The sequence below is a fragment of the Arenibacter sp. ARW7G5Y1 genome (assembly GCF_003201775.1).
Lineage (GTDB): Bacteria > Bacteroidota > Bacteroidia > Flavobacteriales > Flavobacteriaceae > Arenibacter.
Genome location: NZ_QJJZ01000003.1, coordinates 204,089 through 220,206 on the forward strand (window position 1 = coordinate 204,089; position 16,118 = coordinate 220,206).

General features: G+C 39.5%; 17 protein-coding genes. 11 read left to right on the plus strand and 6 right to left on the minus strand.

What is annotated here, in order from left to right; genetic code table 11:
* The first annotated feature begins 78 nt into the window (after nt 1–78).
* The 8 genes from C7972_RS06050 (at nt 79) to C7972_RS06085 (ending at nt 8,235) form a co-directional block, all read left to right on the plus strand.
* Nucleotides 79–1,140, plus strand: a complete 1,062-nt coding sequence (locus C7972_RS06050) for an acyl-CoA reductase (RefSeq protein WP_110355322.1) — start codon at nt 79–81, stop codon at nt 1,138–1,140.
* Between the two features lie 216 nt (nt 1,141–1,356).
* On the plus strand, nt 1,357–2,421 hold the full coding sequence (gene serC, locus C7972_RS06055; RefSeq protein ID WP_110355323.1) for a 3-phosphoserine/phosphohydroxythreonine transaminase: 1,065 nt from the start codon (nt 1,357–1,359) through the stop codon (nt 2,419–2,421).
* 135 nt (nt 2,422–2,556) lie between these two features.
* Nucleotides 2,557–3,507, plus strand: coding sequence for a D-2-hydroxyacid dehydrogenase (locus tag C7972_RS06060; RefSeq protein WP_110355324.1), 951 nt, complete (start codon nt 2,557–2,559; stop codon nt 3,505–3,507).
* Nucleotides 3,508–3,587: 80 nt separating this feature from the next.
* A complete protein-coding gene (locus tag C7972_RS06065; RefSeq protein ID WP_110355325.1) occupies nt 3,588–4,220 on the plus strand; it encodes a DUF937 domain-containing protein in 633 nt (210 codons plus the stop codon).
* 165 nt (nt 4,221–4,385) lie between these two features.
* Entirely contained in the window at nt 4,386–4,841 is a 456-nt protein-coding gene (locus C7972_RS06070; RefSeq protein WP_110355326.1) for a DUF6146 family protein, read from the plus strand.
* Nucleotides 4,842–4,871: 30 nt separating this feature from the next.
* Nucleotides 4,872–5,192 carry a DUF6787 family protein gene (locus C7972_RS06075; protein ID WP_110355327.1) on the plus strand — a complete coding sequence of 107 codons (321 nt, stop codon included), beginning with the start codon at nt 4,872–4,874 and terminating at the stop codon, nt 5,190–5,192.
* 197 nt (nt 5,193–5,389) lie between these two features.
* The gene (locus tag C7972_RS06080) at nt 5,390–5,722 is read left to right on the plus strand and encodes a hypothetical protein (RefSeq protein WP_110355328.1); all 333 of its coding nucleotides are present in this window, start codon (nt 5,390–5,392) and stop codon (nt 5,720–5,722) included.
* A gap of 233 nt (nt 5,723–5,955) precedes the next feature.
* A complete protein-coding gene (locus C7972_RS06085; RefSeq protein ID WP_110355329.1) occupies nt 5,956–8,235 on the plus strand; it encodes a TonB-dependent receptor in 2,280 nt (759 codons plus the stop codon).
* Nucleotides 8,236–8,303: 68 nt separating this feature from the next.
* Here C7972_RS06085 and C7972_RS06090 read toward each other — a convergent pair whose 3' ends face one another.
* From C7972_RS06090 to folE, 5 genes are all read right to left on the minus strand, one after another.
* Nucleotides 8,304–9,179 (minus strand): sterol desaturase family protein, encoded by an 876-nt coding sequence (locus C7972_RS06090; RefSeq protein WP_110355330.1) that lies wholly within the window; start codon nt 9,177–9,179, stop codon nt 8,304–8,306.
* Nucleotides 9,180–9,211: 32 nt separating this feature from the next.
* Nucleotides 9,212–9,694: a monoheme cytochrome C gene (locus C7972_RS06095; protein WP_110355331.1), complete on the minus strand. Its 483-nt coding sequence runs from the start codon at nt 9,692–9,694 to the stop codon at nt 9,212–9,214.
* The gene (locus tag C7972_RS06100; RefSeq protein WP_110355332.1) at nt 9,695–10,915 is read right to left on the minus strand and encodes a sulfite oxidase; all 1,221 of its coding nucleotides are present in this window, start codon (nt 10,913–10,915) and stop codon (nt 9,695–9,697) included. It lies immediately after the preceding gene.
* Between the two features lie 117 nt (nt 10,916–11,032).
* Nucleotides 11,033–11,335, minus strand: coding sequence for a hypothetical protein (locus C7972_RS06105; RefSeq protein ID WP_110355333.1), 303 nt, complete (start codon nt 11,333–11,335; stop codon nt 11,033–11,035).
* Nucleotides 11,336–11,398: 63 nt separating this feature from the next.
* Entirely contained in the window at nt 11,399–11,998 is a 600-nt protein-coding gene (gene folE / locus C7972_RS06110; RefSeq protein ID WP_110355334.1) for a GTP cyclohydrolase I FolE, read from the minus strand.
* Nucleotides 11,999–12,206: 208 nt separating this feature from the next.
* Between folE and C7972_RS06115 the strand changes: the two genes are divergently transcribed.
* Genes C7972_RS06115 through C7972_RS06125 form a run of 3 tightly spaced genes read left to right on the plus strand, consistent with a single transcriptional unit; the run spans nt 12,207 to nt 14,190 of the window.
* Nucleotides 12,207–12,869 (plus strand): ABC transporter ATP-binding protein, encoded by a 663-nt coding sequence (locus C7972_RS06115; RefSeq protein ID WP_110355335.1) that lies wholly within the window; start codon nt 12,207–12,209, stop codon nt 12,867–12,869.
* The gene (locus tag C7972_RS06120; RefSeq protein WP_110355336.1) at nt 12,866–13,429 is read left to right on the plus strand and encodes a CPBP family intramembrane glutamic endopeptidase; all 564 of its coding nucleotides are present in this window, start codon (nt 12,866–12,868) and stop codon (nt 13,427–13,429) included. Before C7972_RS06115 ends, C7972_RS06120 begins: the two co-directional genes overlap by 4 nt.
* Complete coding sequence (locus C7972_RS06125) at nt 13,426–14,190, plus strand: TIGR02757 family protein (protein WP_110355337.1); 765 nt, start codon at nt 13,426–13,428, stop codon at nt 14,188–14,190. Before C7972_RS06120 ends, C7972_RS06125 begins: the two co-directional genes overlap by 4 nt.
* 63 nt (nt 14,191–14,253) lie before the next feature.
* On the opposite strand, the gene C7972_RS06130 is transcribed toward C7972_RS06125, so the two are convergent.
* The gene (locus tag C7972_RS06130) at nt 14,254–16,065 is read right to left on the minus strand and encodes a glycoside hydrolase family 15 protein (protein WP_110355338.1); all 1,812 of its coding nucleotides are present in this window, start codon (nt 16,063–16,065) and stop codon (nt 14,254–14,256) included.
* Nucleotides 16,066–16,118: the final 53 nt, after the last annotated feature.

Consider the following 16,118-nt stretch of genomic DNA (forward strand, 5'->3'; position numbering starts at 1 on the left):
TTTCTTTTATGCTGATTTAATTTCAGTATCAATACTTTTGTACAAAGGTAAAGCCTAATAAAATCTTTTACAAATATAATGACTGACCTTAGACATAGATTTAATGCTTTTGTTAAACTTGGTAGTTTTTTCAAAGAATATTGCAAATATGCGAAAAACAAAATTCAAATTGATGATAATCAGCATGCATGGTTTGTAAAATTCGATGAAATACTAATCTTGGCCGGACATCACAATGGATGGTTTACCCCTGAAAATATTTTATTCAGTATTGAAAGTTGGGCGGAGTTGCTTACACCGTCAGAACTTGAAAGTTGGCTTTCAAAGTATGATTTGGGTAAAAGCAGGCCAAAGACGGTTGCCTTGATCATGGCAGGGAATATCCCTTTGGTGGGCTTCCACGATTTTGTAAGTGCCGTGATAACGGGAAACCGGGTCTTGGTAAAACTCTCCTCCAACGATAAAATTTTACTGCCCTTCATAGCTCAATACTTAATTGAATTGGAGCCATTGCTAAAAGACCAAATTACATTTGCGGAAGGCAGACTGGACGATTTTGATGCCGTTATTGCCACGGGAAGCGACAATACATCCCGATATTTTGAGCATTATTTTGGTAAAAAGCCCAATATTATTAGGAGAAATCGGAATTCGGTGGCCATCCTTAGTGGCGATGAAACCAACGATGAGTTGATGGCCTTGGGTGAGGATATATTTAGGTATTACGGATTGGGCTGTAGAAGTGTTTCCAAATTGTTTGTACCTCAAAATTATAATTTTGAGGTCCTTTTTAAGGCGCTATATCCATTTAATACCATAATTGAGCAAAAAAAATATGCCAACAATTATGATTATAACAAGGCAGTTTACCTAATGAGTTTGTATAAGATACTGGAAAATGGTTTTCTAATGTTAAAGGAGGACAAGAATTATGCCTCCCCTATTGCCACCCTATTTTACGAGTTTTATGAGTCACCGGAGGAATTGAAAATTAGGCTAACCAATGAAAAGGATAGGATTCAATGCATGGTGGCCAATGGATTTATGGCCGATGAGGTGCCCTTTGGGCAGACGCAAAAACCAACCTTAACGGATTATGCGGATAATATTGATACTGTTGATTTTTTGTTGAAAACATAATGTAATAATTTAGGTGCATACTACCCTACTTCCTAAAATATTTATGACCTTTAACCTTTGAAAAAAATATAACTGAATTTGAGAATAACTGTAAAATAGCCGTAGCCCGAACATATGTGATTGATAAATATGTTTCTTGTGACCGGTATATAGCAGTAATTTTTTAACCTCTCAGAGAAGGAATACCATTCTTTGAACAACTCTAATAAGTGATAAATGAAAAAACATAATTTTAGTGCCGGCCCCTGTATCCTTCCTCAGGAAGTAATCATAAAGGCGTCCGAGGCCGTCTTGGATTTTAATGGATTGGGACTTTCCCTGATCGAAATTTCACATAGAAGTAAGGATTTTGTGGCGGTAATGGACAAGGCCAGGTCTCTGGCCTTGGAACTATTGGGTCTAGAAGGCAAGGGCTATCAGGCTTTATTCCTACAAGGAGGTGCTAGCATGGAGTTTTTAATGGTGGCCTACAACCTATTGGAAAAAAAGGCGGGTTATCTTAATACAGGTACCTGGGCAGATAAGGCGATAAAGGAAGCCAAGCTTTTTGGGGAGGTCTTGGAAGTAGGATCATCCAAAGACGGGAATTTCAGTTATATTCCCAAAGGTTACAGTATTCCTAGCGACTTGGATTACCTGCACCTTACGTCCAATAATACCATTTATGGCACCCAAATAAAGAAATTTCCTAAAACGGAAGCTACTTTGGTCTGTGATATGAGTTCCGACATATTTTCCAGACAATTGGATTTCTCCCAATTTGATCTTATTTACGCTGGTGCCCAAAAAAACATGGGTCCGGCCGGTACCACCTTGGTAGTGGTAAAGGAAGAAATCTTGGGCAAGGTTAGTAGAAAAATTCCATCTATGTTGGATTACAAGGTGCATATTGCAAAGGAGAGTATGTTTAATACCCCAGCTGTATTCCCCGTGTATGTTTCCATGCTTACCTTGGAGTGGCTTCAAAAATTGGGCGGAATTGCTGCCATTGAAGAGATTAATGAAAAGAAGGCCCAACTTTTGTACTCTGAAATAGATTTAAATCCATTGTTCAACGGCTATGCACATAAAGAGGACCGTTCCAATATGAATGCCACCTTTACGCTAGCGGAGGAAAAACTTAAGGACGTATTTGATGAAATGTGCCGGGAAGCGGGAATTAATGGAATAAACGGACATCGTTCCGTTGGGGGATATAGGGCCTCCATGTATAATGCCCTTCCTTTGGAGAGCGTAGGTACCTTGGTAGATGTAATGAGTGAATTGGAGCGAAAAGCTTAAAAATCGAGTTTTAGGACTTGCGATATTGCATAGGCAAAGGTCTTGGCAATTCGCCAATACCTTACAATTAGCGTATTGAAAGGGTCAACTCAGTAACAACTTTAGAGTTCTAAAGAATAACAATCAACAGTTAGTATGAAAATTTTAGCAAACGACGGAATATCAAAAAGTGGCATACATACTTTGGAAAATGCCGGTTTTGAAGTTTTGGCGGTGAATGTGGCACAAGAGCAGCTTGTATCCTATATAAATGAAAATAAAGTATCGGTGCTGCTGGTCAGAAGTGCTACTAAAGTTTTTAAGGATGTAATAGATGGTTGCCCAGGCTTGAAAATTATTGGCCGGGGTGGTGTGGGAATGGACAATATAGACGTGGATTACGCCAAATCCAAAGGCATACATGTCATCAATACTCCGGAAGCCTCATCTTCCTCGGTGGCTGAACTGGTGTTTGCCCACTTGTTTAGTGGGGTAAGGTTTTTGCACGATGCCAATAGGAATATGCCGTTGGAAGGGGATAGTAATTTTAAGAAACTAAAAAATGCCTATGCCAAAGGCGTGGAATTAAGAGGAAAGACCATAGGGATCATAGGGTTTGGAAGAATTGGAGTGGCAACCGCCAGAATAGCTTTGGGCATTGGGATGAAAGTAATTTTTACCGATCCATTTTTGGATGAGGCCACGGTGACCGTACCTTTTTATGACAATAGATCAATTTCTTTTGAACTTACAAGTACTCCTTTGGAAAACTTGTTGAAAACCGCTGACTTTATTAGTCTTCATGTTCCAGCTCAAAAATCCTATATTATTGGCAAAAGGGAATTTGGTTTGATGAAGGACGGCGTAGGTATAGTAAACGCTGCCCGTGGAGGTATCTTGGATGAGGTAGCCCTTGTAGATGCACTGGAAAGTAGGAAAGTGGCTTTTGCGGGATTGGATGTCTATGAATCCGAACCTATCCCGGAACTACGTATTTTGATGCATCCGGATATTTCCCTTAGTCCACATATAGGTGCTGCTACCGAGGAGGCCCAGGATAGGATCGGCTTGGAACTGGCTTCACAAATTATTGAACTTTATAAATAGGGATTTGAAGATAAAAACAGTTTGTTCAAACTCTTTTTTGTATCTTAAGCATATTAATACTAATCATAACACTTATAAAAATGTCAGGATTATTGGATCTTTTAAGTAGCCCAATGGGCAAACAATTAATTAGCGGAGTTGCCGGTCAGACTGGACAACCCGAAAACAAAACAGCAGATGTCCTGAGCATGGCGATGCCACTTTTATTAGGTGCCATGAAGAAGAATGTTTCTTCCCCACAAGGGGCCGAAGGTCTAATGAATGCACTTTCTTCCAAACACGATGGTGGATTGTTGGATAATCTTGGAGGATTGTTCGGTGGAGGGGTTGATGAATCCGTTATTAATGATGGAGCTGGTATATTAAGTCACGTTTTTGGTGGAAAACAAGCCAATGTTGAGAATGCCTTAAGTCAGAAATCCGGACTGGATGCAGGATCGGTGGCCCAAATCCTTAAAATTGCCGCGCCATTGGTAATGGCCTACTTGGGTAAACAAAAAGCACAGAGCAATGTAAACGACGCCAATGGACTAAATAGCTTATTGGGAAGTATGCTTGGTGGCCAACCTGAACAGAACCAGAGCTTGATTACTACTTTATTGGATGCGGATGGAGATGGCAGTGTACTGGACGATGTTGCTGGGATGGTCATGGGAACCGGTAAAAAGAAAGGTGGATTGGGAGGCCTGCTAGGCGGACTTTTTGGTAAATAAGAGTTTTAACATAATATAAGGAAAGCCATTTGTAACATAAATGGCTTTTTTTGTATCTTATAAGTAGGAAATATAAGATATGTTGGCAATTGAATTCTAGGTTATAAACCCGGTAGACCATTGCTGATAGGTATAATATTAATGACTTTTGAAATAATATAAGCGATGAAAAAGACTATTTTTACCATTGCGGTTACTGTGATGTTTCTTTTGTTTTTGGCCAATTGCTCCAGTACCAAGCAAGCAATTTCGGTTACAGAGGCAGAAAAGGCCGCTTTTTCCCAAACGGAAGGAGATACGATAACCATTAGGGACGAGAAAACGGAATACGAAATTATTATAATTGAGCCAGGCTTTGATCTATGGCTTCAGAGTATTGCCAAGCCTAAAGGGTTTTATTCCCAGTCCTATCTGGAAAACAGGAATAGGATCATGGTTCAGGAATGGAATCAAAGGGTAATGCAGCCATTTAGATATAGTCCCAATCTTTATGAGCTCCGCATCGATTACGACCCGAATATAGATTATGGGTACGAGGTGAATTATAAATTGTACAACTACTTTATTTATTTTCAACGCAAATACAATCAACGATTGGGGCCATTTGTTCCCCGTGTATAAAAAGTTATCTTTGTAACGATTTTTTATAGTATGAAGAAATTAAAACAACGTTGGGGCGTAAGTTCCAATATGCAGCTTGCAATCATATTTATAGTATTCTCCATTACTGGTTCATCAGCGGTGTATGCAGCTAAGCCGTTTCTAAATTGGATCGGATTGAATCGGGAAAACTTTTCCCCCGATTTCCTATGGGGAGGCCTTATTTATTTGATTTTTAGAATATTGTTGATTTTTCCCATCTATCAATTTCTATTGGTTATCTACGGGTGGTTGTTCGGTCAGTTCAAATTCTTTTGGGAATTTGAAAAAAAGATGTTAAATCGTATGGGCTTGGGCTTTATACTTAAGTGAAAAATATAACATAGCATATAAATCACCATTGGTATGCTACAGAAACGGCAGGAATCTAAATATCCTTGATAAATATTGGTTTGGTTGCATATACTTTTTTTCCATAAGCCAACCACCAACCACCAACGACAGTAGCAAAGTCATAAATTATATTTTTATTAACAATCATTTTGTTGGGATACCACTAGATTTGAAGAGTGAAGATTCATTTGAGAAATATAACCTTTTCAATTATTGCCGTCCTCTTGGTCGGTTTAATAACCCTTCCTTCCATTTTAAAATTAAAACATGCCATCTTTGAGCACCACACCTTTGTCTGCAAGGAAAAAGGTAAACTGCATATACATGAAGTAGAATTGGATTGTGATTACCATAAATTCAACCTTACACATTTGTATACCCTTACGCAACAGGAGTTTGCTACATTTACAATAGTACCTAAAACAGAAAAAATTATAAACTTCTATAATTTTTTAAGTAAGTATCAAAAACTCCATTTCTCCAGAAGGGGACCTCCATCGGCCCTATAATACTTTTTACCGGACTTGTATAATCGTGCGCACGCAAACATTATGCCTGTGAAACCCTATAGTAATATAAGGCGGCCAAAACTCTATGTTGCAGGCACGCCTAGTTATATGAACTACATTTGGGGTATTTGAAATAAAAGGTCTTACTTATAATTACACCAAACAGTTTTAAACAATTTTTTGGACGCGAATTGCCTCTAGCTAATTCTCGCCATTACCTATAAAAAAATTAAATGAGAAATATAATCCTGTCAATGCTCTGCATTTTGACATATATAACAGCAAACTCCCAAAATACCCTCTCCGGAAAAATAATTAATACAGAGAACCAAGAAGGTCTGGAACAGGTTACCATCTATTTTCCACAAATGGAAAAGGGTGGTGTAACCAATAATGATGGGGAATATAAAATTGGAGCCTTACCAACGGGAACCTATAAAATAGTGGCTTCCTATATAGGTTTTCTAACTTTTTCAGACAATATTACCATTGAAAAAGGGAGCAATACCTTGGACATTTCATTGGTTCCAAGTGCCATTGAAATGGAAGAAGTTATTGTATCTACCCCATTCCATAAATTACAACGTGAAAATGTTATGAAGGTAGAATTCGCCAAATTGGCAACACTCAAGAGCCAAGGTGCCCCTACTCTGGTGGAAGGTATAGGGGCCATACCCGGGGTGGATGTGGTTTCAACAGGTGTGGGAATAGGGAAACCCGTAATTAGAGGGCTTACTTCCAATCGTGTTTTGGTGTATACCCAGGGTATTCGCTTAGAAAACCAGCAATTTGGGGCAGAACATGGTTTGGGAGTAAATGAAGCCGGCATAGAAAGTGTTGAGGTAATCAAGGGGCCTGCTTCCCTACTATATGGGTCTGATGCAATGGGGGGAGTGCTTTATCTGAACCCGGAAAAATTTGCAGTTCCCAATAGTACCGAGGGAGATATAAATTTCAACTACAATACCAACACCCAAGGTATAAGTAGTGGGGCCGGCATTAGAGCTTCAGGGGATAGATTTAAATATCTTCTACGCTTGGCAACCAATAGCCATGTGGATTATTTGGGTGGAGATGGCAATAGGGTTACCAATTCCAGATTTAATGAGAAAGATCTAAAGGCCGGCTTGGGTTATCAGGCAACCTCCTTTAAAAGTGAGATTAGGTATAATTACAACCGGTCCAATTTGGGGATACCTGAAGAGGTGGGCTTGCAAACCACCTCCAGAACACCCGATTTACCATATCAAAAATTGGACAACCATATATTGAGCTCCAACTCCAAATTATTCTTTAACAACTCCAATTTGGATATCACCTTGGGCTACATAGGAAATAATCGTAAGGAGTTTGAAGATCACCATCACCATGAGGAAGAGGAAGAAGGCCACGAGGAGCACGAAGAGCATGAAGAAGAAGGTGAAGAGGGGGCTGCCTTGGACATGAAGCTCAATACCTTTAATTATAATCTGCAGTACCATCTCCCTAAATCGGGAAAATTTGAAACTGTTGTTGGCGTACAAGGAATTTATCAGACCAATGAGAATTTTGGGGAAGAGATTTTAATTCCCGATGCCACTACACAAGATATAGGATTTTTAGGGACCACCCATTTTCACCTCGATCAAAACAACGATTTTCAGGTGGGATTGCGCTATGACCACAGGCAAATAGACGGAAAGGCCTATGGTATAAGCGGTGCAGAAGATTATATAGCCCCTTTAAAACGCAACTTCAATAGCTTTAATGGTGCTTTTGGATACAAAAACAATATTTCCGAACAACTCACTGCTAGAATCAATGTGGCTACAGGGTTCCGGGCGCCCAATTTGGCCGAACTCACTTCCTATGGTACCCATGAGGGGACCAATAGGTTCGAAATTGGAAACAGCGACCTTAAGAACGAGCAAAACCTACAAATTGATCTGGCATTGGAATTTCAAAACGAACATTACGAGTTTTTTCTGAATGGTTTTCACAATAGTATAAAGGATTATATCTATATAGCGCCCAGTGGAACTTTAATGGATGAAACCCCTGTTTTCAACTATCTACAACAGGATGCCATTCTTTATGGAGGGGAAATTGGATTTCATCTGCACCCCCACCCGTACGATTGGTTGCACATAGAAAGTAGTTACCAAACGGTGTTCGGTGAATTACAGACTAGTGAAGCCTTACCTTTGATCCCCGCCAATAAGTTGACCAATACGTTTAGGGTAGAGTTTAATAATGCTAAGGGATGGTGGCTTAGGTCCAATGCGTTCGTTTCCTTGAACACCACCTTTAAACAGGGAAAAGTAAGTACTTTTGAAACCGTTACTCCTGGATATTCCCTATTAAATGCCGGTTTGGGAGGGGACATTCAATTTTTGAAAAAAAGCATGAATATTACTCTTAGTGCCAACAACTTATTGGATAAAAAATACATTGCCCATTTATCCCGTTTAAAAAGTGATGAAATTTTGAATATGGGAAGATCTGTTGTTGTAGGACTTAACATACTATTGTAAAAAGGTGTACCCATGAGGGGCCTTTAAACTAATTTTGGTGTAACACCCATTCCAATAATAAGAAATACCTACGGCTTGATTCTTTTTAAACCGTAGGTTATTTGTTTCCAAAAAGAATTTGGAATTTTTTCATCCCCTTCAAAGCCCAATTCAATGTTACCACTGTCTTCGGGGATATAGTTGGTTTTAAAAATATAATCCCATAGACTAAGGCTGATTCCAAAATTAACACCGTATTTCCCATCTGGTAAATCGTGCGCGTGATGGTATAGGTGCATTACCGGATTGTTTAAAATATATTTTAGCCAACCCCAGGTAATTTTTATGTTGGCATGATTGAAATGGCCAATGGCTATCGCAAAAAAATGGACTATATAGGCATGTTCGGGTTCAAAGCCGCCCAAGATCATGACCCCAAAGGTCTTTAAGGGTTTGTAGAACACATTTTCCATCCAATGATAACGTAGGTGTGCCGCAAATCCCATCTCCTTTACACTGTGGTGTATTTGATGGAATTTCCATAAAAATGGATACTTATGGAGCAAAATATGGGTAAACCACTGGACAAAATCCAATATTATAAAAAAGATCAATAATTGAAGCCAATTGGGAAAATGGGACATATCCAAAAGGGCAAGGCTACTTTGTTGTATGCCCAAATCGCTAAAAAGAAGACCCAATATCTTGTAAAATCCACTTATGGCAATGGCGAAAAGGAAAAAATTAAAAAACATATAAAAACCGTCCAACCAAAAATCCTTGCGGAAAATGGATTGATCCTTACGCCATGGAAACAAAATTTCCAGCAACCAAACCACAAGGGAAATAATTATAAGCCCCCAAAAATAATTGGTATACCAAGGAACGTCGAATATTATGGATTTCCAGGTCCAATTCGCTGTTCCTATAATGGTGTTGATGAATGCTTCAAAATATTTTTCCAAGACCTTTATACTTATCGCAATAACTTATTCCGTTACTCATTTAATGGGTACCATTGCACATCGGTCAATGCCTCTCTCCTACCCTTGCTCTTGGGAGGGTAGTTGGTGACCAAATAATTAATAATGACCTTTTCATTGGCCCCTAAATCCCATAAATTTTGGGTTTTTTGCATCCAGCGAATGGTCTCCGTCCATCGCTCTTCGTTCATTCTATTCTGTATGACCAATTGGGCGGAATGACAATTGGTACAATTATTTACCACTGTCATTAAACCCTCTCCTTCTTTTAATCCTGTCCTCAGGTGGATACCGTTTTCAATCTTATCCCAATCTTCATCCTCGGTGCTTGTTCCAATTACTTCAGAATTGGGTGTATCGCCTTTAAAAGAAAAGGCAGATGGGTCCAACATATAGGTAATCCCCAATATCCCTATGAGTACAACCATGACGAAAGAAACCACTAAAACGCTATAAATGGACTTTACCTGCTTTCTAAAATTATCCTGTTTGTTCATTTAACTTACTTTTACCGCAATCCTATGGCATGCATTGTTAAGGTATCCTTTGGGGTTCCATCCGGGCAATAACATGGGCTGACTTACCCCCCTTGAATCCGTAGCCCGCGCCCATACCTCGTAATAACCGGATTTAGGAAAACTTATACTCGCCTTAAAATGTTGCCAAGCCAATCGGTTTGCTGGTTTTTCCAAGGAGCATTCGGACCAGGTAGCGCCGAAGTCGATAGAATAGGATACTTTGGAAACTTCCAATTCCCCTGCCCAGGCATGGCCTCTAATATTAAGTTTCTTTCCCATAGGAATCATGGCTCCCGATTTAGGATAGGTAATCAAGGATTTCACTGGCATGGATTCTATAATGCACATATCCTCATCCTTGACCTTTTCTCCAGGAGCAACAGGGTTACAGGGCACCTTATAAGAGGTTCCTGTCATTTTTTCCCCATCATGGACTATGTTGCGCACACTGATCCTATTTACCCATTTTCCGGAAGTAGATGCCGGCCATCCACCACATACCAAACGCAAGGGATACCCGTGTACCAAAGGAATATCCTCTCCGTTCATTTTAAAGGCCAACAAGGTTTCGTCCATCATAGCCTTGGCAATAGGAACCCCTCTGGAAATAGGCTCTTTGCTTGGGTCCCTACTTAAGTGTTGGTCTGCAGCATGATAGCCAATGTACACGGCATTGTCCTTGATTCCAACCTCTTTAAGGACATCTTTTAGGCGAACCCCTGTCCAGTTGGCACAACCTACGGCCCCAATGGTCCATTGGTTTCCCTTGGCGGGTGGATCGAATTCGCTCCTACCATTGCCGCCACATTCTACGGTAAGTTGATAGGTATGGTGGGGAAATTTTGTTTTTAGCTCTTCCAAGGTGAAAGTTTTCGCCTCCATTACGGATTCACCATCAAATGTTATGGTCCACTCCTGTACATTGATGTTTTCGGGAACCAGTCCATTGTTTCGGATAAACATATATTTGTTTGGTGTTACCCTGTCGTCCAATAAATGGGCCACTGCTTCCATGTTCCATGGTTTGCTGTTCAGGACCACCATTTCCTTATCTTTGTTGAACATTTGAAATGGATCAGGATCCTGAAGCCCCAAAAGTGTATAATTTTCAGGAATTTTAGCACCATAAACAATATCCAATCCCAGGATTCCTGCCAAAGAACCTAAGCTGGTTTTTTTGACAAAATTTCTTCTTTTCATTTACTTGATATTAAAATACCAGATAAATCTAAGAAAGTTATCGGAAAATTGGGGTAACATTGGTTACTTAATAATTTTATATGGATTTGTTTGGTTCTAAAAAAAATGAATGCCAATTTACTTGGCCGAAATAATTTTTTCTTTTCTAAAGGACTTAAAAACATAAGTATAAAGCCACATGATGGTAAAGGTGGGAACAATGTCCAAACCAGGTAACATTTCTTCAATAAAGGTTATTGCCCCGGCAGTCCGTCCAATCTTGCCCTTGTATAATCTGGTCATTAGCCAGCCGGCCAAGGGAGCCCAGATAACATCTGAAAATTCGCCGATACCGGGAATAACGAAGGAAAGCATTCCTATTCCGTCAAAAAGCAATCCCAATAATAGATTTCTTAATTTATGGTCTTTCAATGTAGTTATTTTTACATATTGATTTACAGCTGCTTTAAAGCAAATAAAGTGCCAAAGTATTGAACAAGCGATTTAAGATAATTTTGAACTTATTAATTTTAAGAATTCGTTCCTTGTTTCTATTTTCTCAAATTGTCCCCTAAAACCCGAGGTGGTGGTTACCGAATTTTGTTTTTGTACTCCCCGCATCATCATACACATATGCGAGGCTTCTATGACCACGGCAACACCTTGTGGCTTTAAAGTATTGTTAAGGCATTCCAGGATATCATTGGTCAATCGTTCCTGTACTTGTAATCTTCTTGCAAAAACATCTACTACCCTCGGTATTTTGCTAAGGCCAACTATATGGCCGTTGGGAATATATGCTATATGGGCCTTGCCAAAAAAGGGCAGCATATGGTGCTCGCACAAAGAATACACTTCAATATCCTTAATGATGACCATTTCATCGTAAGATTCCTTAAACATGGCACCTTTCAGGATTTCTACAGCATCCTGCTTATAGCCTTGGGTTAAAAAAAGCATGGCCTTTGCGGCTCTCTCCGGAGTTTTTATGAGTCCGTCCCTGTTCAGGTCCTCCCCTATTTCATTGATAATAGACGAGTATCTGGATCTGACCTCATCGGTAATTTCCAGATTGTATTCTTCCAAATTTCTATATTGTCTCATAAAAGGCTTGTCCTATAATTTATCATTTTGTAGCTCCCACAATATAATCATTACCTTATTATTATAAAAAGAATATCCAATTAGAATTTATTCGCATTGTTTCTGCTATAATCAGCTGTTATAAATGTGTATAATAAAAGGCCAACTAGAGAATAAGTATTTTGTATTCTTCTTCTTAATGTTTACTTTCAACCCATAATTTAGAAACATGATAAAGGCCACAAATATTAATAAATTTTACGGTAACCTACAGGTGCTCAAGGGGGTGGATTTGCACATAAAAAAGGGAGAAGTGGTGTCTATTGTAGGTCCCTCTGGAGCCGGAAAGACCACTCTTTTACAAATACTGGGCACTTTGGATACCCTAAGCAATAAGAAAGACAGTACCCTTTTGATCAATGATGAGGACGTAACTAAATTATCGGATAAGGCTATGGCCAAATTCCGAAATAGCCATATTGGTTTTATTTTTCAATTTCATCAGTTGTTACCGGAATTTACAGCCTTGGAAAATGTTTGTATCCCCGCTTTTATTAAAGGAACAAAAAAGGAAAAAGCGGAAACACGGGCTGCAGAACTTTTGGAGTTCTTGGGACTTTCCCACAGGTTGCAGCACAAGCCCAATGAACTTTCTGGGGGGGAACAACAGCGGGTAGCGGTGGCAAGGGCCTTGGTGAATAGCCCTTCGGTTATTTTTGCGGATGAACCCAGTGGCAATTTGGATTCTGAAAGTGCCGATAATCTTCATAAATTGTTCTTCGATCTGAGGGATGCCTTTGGGCAAACTTTTGTCATTGTAACCCATAATGAAGAACTTGCCAATATGGCCGACAGAAAGCTGACCATGGTAGACGGTGCCATTACCCTATGAAAATATTGGTCAGGGTCTGGAATTTTATAAAAGCGCCTGCATATATTCGCTTGGACCATACCTCCAATTCGTTGAAGTTAAAAATTGTTTTGGCCCTTCTGCAATGGGGTATTGTAATGGGTGTCACTATAGGCATGTTTAATCAATGGTTGATGGGGCTATTGAAAATTGATCTTGGCGAGCATGCCATTGAAACATTTCTAGCCAAATATTCCGTTATTTCGTTGTTTTTTATGGCTGTAATTCTTGCCCCTATTGTTGAGGAAACGCTTTTTAGGGGTCCGTTGATTTGGTTCAGGAATACGAAGTATTTCAAATTTGGGATATATGCATCGGTTTTATTATTTGCGGCCGTGCATTTGACCAATTTTGAAATGTCTCGGCAAGTATATTATATTGCACCATTATTAGTGGCACCTCAATTGATCTTAGGTGTATTTTTGGGCTATGTTCGAGTTAAAATGGGGCTACAGTGGTCTATCTGTCTGCATGCCATGTATAATGGTGTGCTAATTACGCCCATGCTTCTTTATAAATTTTTAAATCTCCCTTTGGAATGACGCAGGAAGAACTAAAAGAATTTTTGGATACCAAGGTAGAACAATACAATCGCCCGGATTTTTTATCCACAGACCCCCTCCGGATTCCGCATAGATTTACAAAAAAGGAGGATATTGAGATCAGTGGGTTTTTAACCGCCACCATTGCCTGGGGCAATAGAAAAAGCATCATTAACAATTCGGAACGAATGATGGAATTGATGGATAATTCCCCTTTCGACTTTATTATGAACCACCAAGTGGCGGATTTGGACAAATTTAAAGGGTTTGTTCATCGGACCTTTAATGGGGAGGATCTTGCATATTTCATCCGTAGTTTAAACAATATTTATACAAATCGTGGGGGATTGGAAAATACATTCGCCTTAAAAGGGGATGTAACCACACTGCAAATGTCGATCTCTCGGTTCAAGACCACTTTCTTTGAACTGGACCACTTGCCCAGAACCACAAAACATGTGTCCGATCCCCAAAAGGGATCTGCCGCTAAACGAATCAACATGTTCTTAAGGTGGATGGTACGAAATAATAGCAGTGGAGTGGATTTTGGTATATGGAATAAAATTAAACCTTCCCAACTCTCATGCCCTTTGGATGTTCATACCGGTAATGTTGCCCGTAAACTGGGTCTCATCCAGCGCAAACAGAACGACGGTAGGGCCTTGGCAGAATTAGATGCGAACCTCAGAAAAATGGACCCCCATGACCCTGTAAAGTATGATTTCGCTTTATTTGGCTTGGGGGTGTTTGAAAATTTTTAAGGGGTAGTCTTCTTTTTCTGACCAGGTGCCGGGTTTGCCTTTTGCAGGTATTGGACCCTTGTATTAATTATCGTGATCAGTAAGCGACTCCAATATTTCCATTTCACTGTGTTTTTTGGAAAAGTTCATAGCACATTCAATTAGTGCCAAATGCGAATAGGCCTGCGGAAAGTTGCCCAATAACCTTTTAGTCTTAAAATCTATATCCTCACTGAACAGACCTAAATGGTTGCTGTAGCTCAGTAATTGATCAAAGTGTTTCATGGCCTTTTGTTCGTGACCTATTTTAAATAGACTATTTATAAACCAAAAGGTACAAATGGTGAAGGATGAGGAGGGCAGTCCAAAATCATCTTCATTTTTATATCGATACAGTAGTCCATCATTGCACAGCTCTTTTTCAATGGCCAGTACCGTACTCACATATTTTGGGTCTTTGGGGTCTATAAATCCGTAGGATTCCATCAGTAAGACAGAGGCATCCAAATGCGGTGAACCATAAGATTGGGTAAATGCCTGTTTTTCTTCATTCCAAGCGTGGCTATGAATATCCTCTCGAATTTCCTTTTCCAAAGTTCGCCATTTATCCAACTTTCTCTGCTTCCCAAATAGTTCGGCCACTTTAATGGCCCTGTCAATAGCCGTCCAACAGAGCACTTTTGAAAACGTAAAATGCCTATCCTCGGTACGAAATTCCCATATCCCTTTATCGGCTTCCTGCCAATGCTTATTTACGATCCATACGATTCCCTTTGTAATTCCCCAAAGCTCTTCCCCATTCTCTATTTCCGTATTAAATTTTTCCAATTGCGTATATATAACATCCATTAGGATACCGTATATATCATTCTGTCGCTGCTTGTAGGCCGCATTTCCTATTCTTACCGGTTTGGAGCCCATGTAACCTTTTAAATGGTCCAAGGTTTCTTCCGTTAATATTTTTTCCTTGTTGATGCCATACATAATTTGCAACTTCTCATCCTTGTCTGGAATGAGGTCAATGATAAATTGCAAATACCGTTTTGCTATATTCTTATGACCCAATTGGCCTACAACCTTTATTACCATAGAGGCATCCCTGATCCAACAAAAGCGATAGTCCCAATTTCTAACCTCACCTATGGTTTCCGGAAGTGAGGTGGTAGCGGCGGCCAGTACGGCCCCCGACTTGTCATAGCTCAACATCTTTAAAGTTAGGGCACTTCTTTTTATCTCAGCGTCGTACTTCTTATAAGTAGGGGTCTTGCTGGACCAATTTAACCAATAGACTTTGGTGCGCTCCAATTCTAAATATACCCTGTCCAGGCTTGGTTCCAATATCTTTTCATTGTATCCCAACAGAAAATAGCCATCGCCTTGCAGCACAATATCCCGTTGGTACATAACACTTTCCTTATCAAAGGAAGTGTAAAGAAAAAAAGTGTCGAACTTCACCTCATGGGTCAAACTGGCAATGAAGTTTTTTTTCACATAGGTATTGGTTTTCCCCATGGCATATTCCAATTTAGGATTGTACAATACCCTGAACACCGGCCTGCCCGAAATAAGCTTTATATATCGTATAATTTCCGGTGGTGCATTGTAATCCCCATTTTGCTTGTAATATCGAGGCATAAAATCCTGAACTTCAAAACTATTCTTACCATCGGAAAAGGTTGTGACCAAAATAGCCGTCAAAGGAATGTACTTTTGATGAATGGTATAGTTGTCATCCACTAAGATTTCAAAACTACCGCCTATTTTATCGTCAAGAATTTTTGCAAATATGGAGGAGGAATCAAATTCTGGCAAACAACACCAATCCAATGAGCCTTTCTTAGAAATCAAAGCAGCACTTCTACAATTTCCTATAATTCCATAGTCTAAATTATCCATATTCCATTTTGTTCTTTAAATAACCTTAATTAGTAGGTTTTACACATCATTTT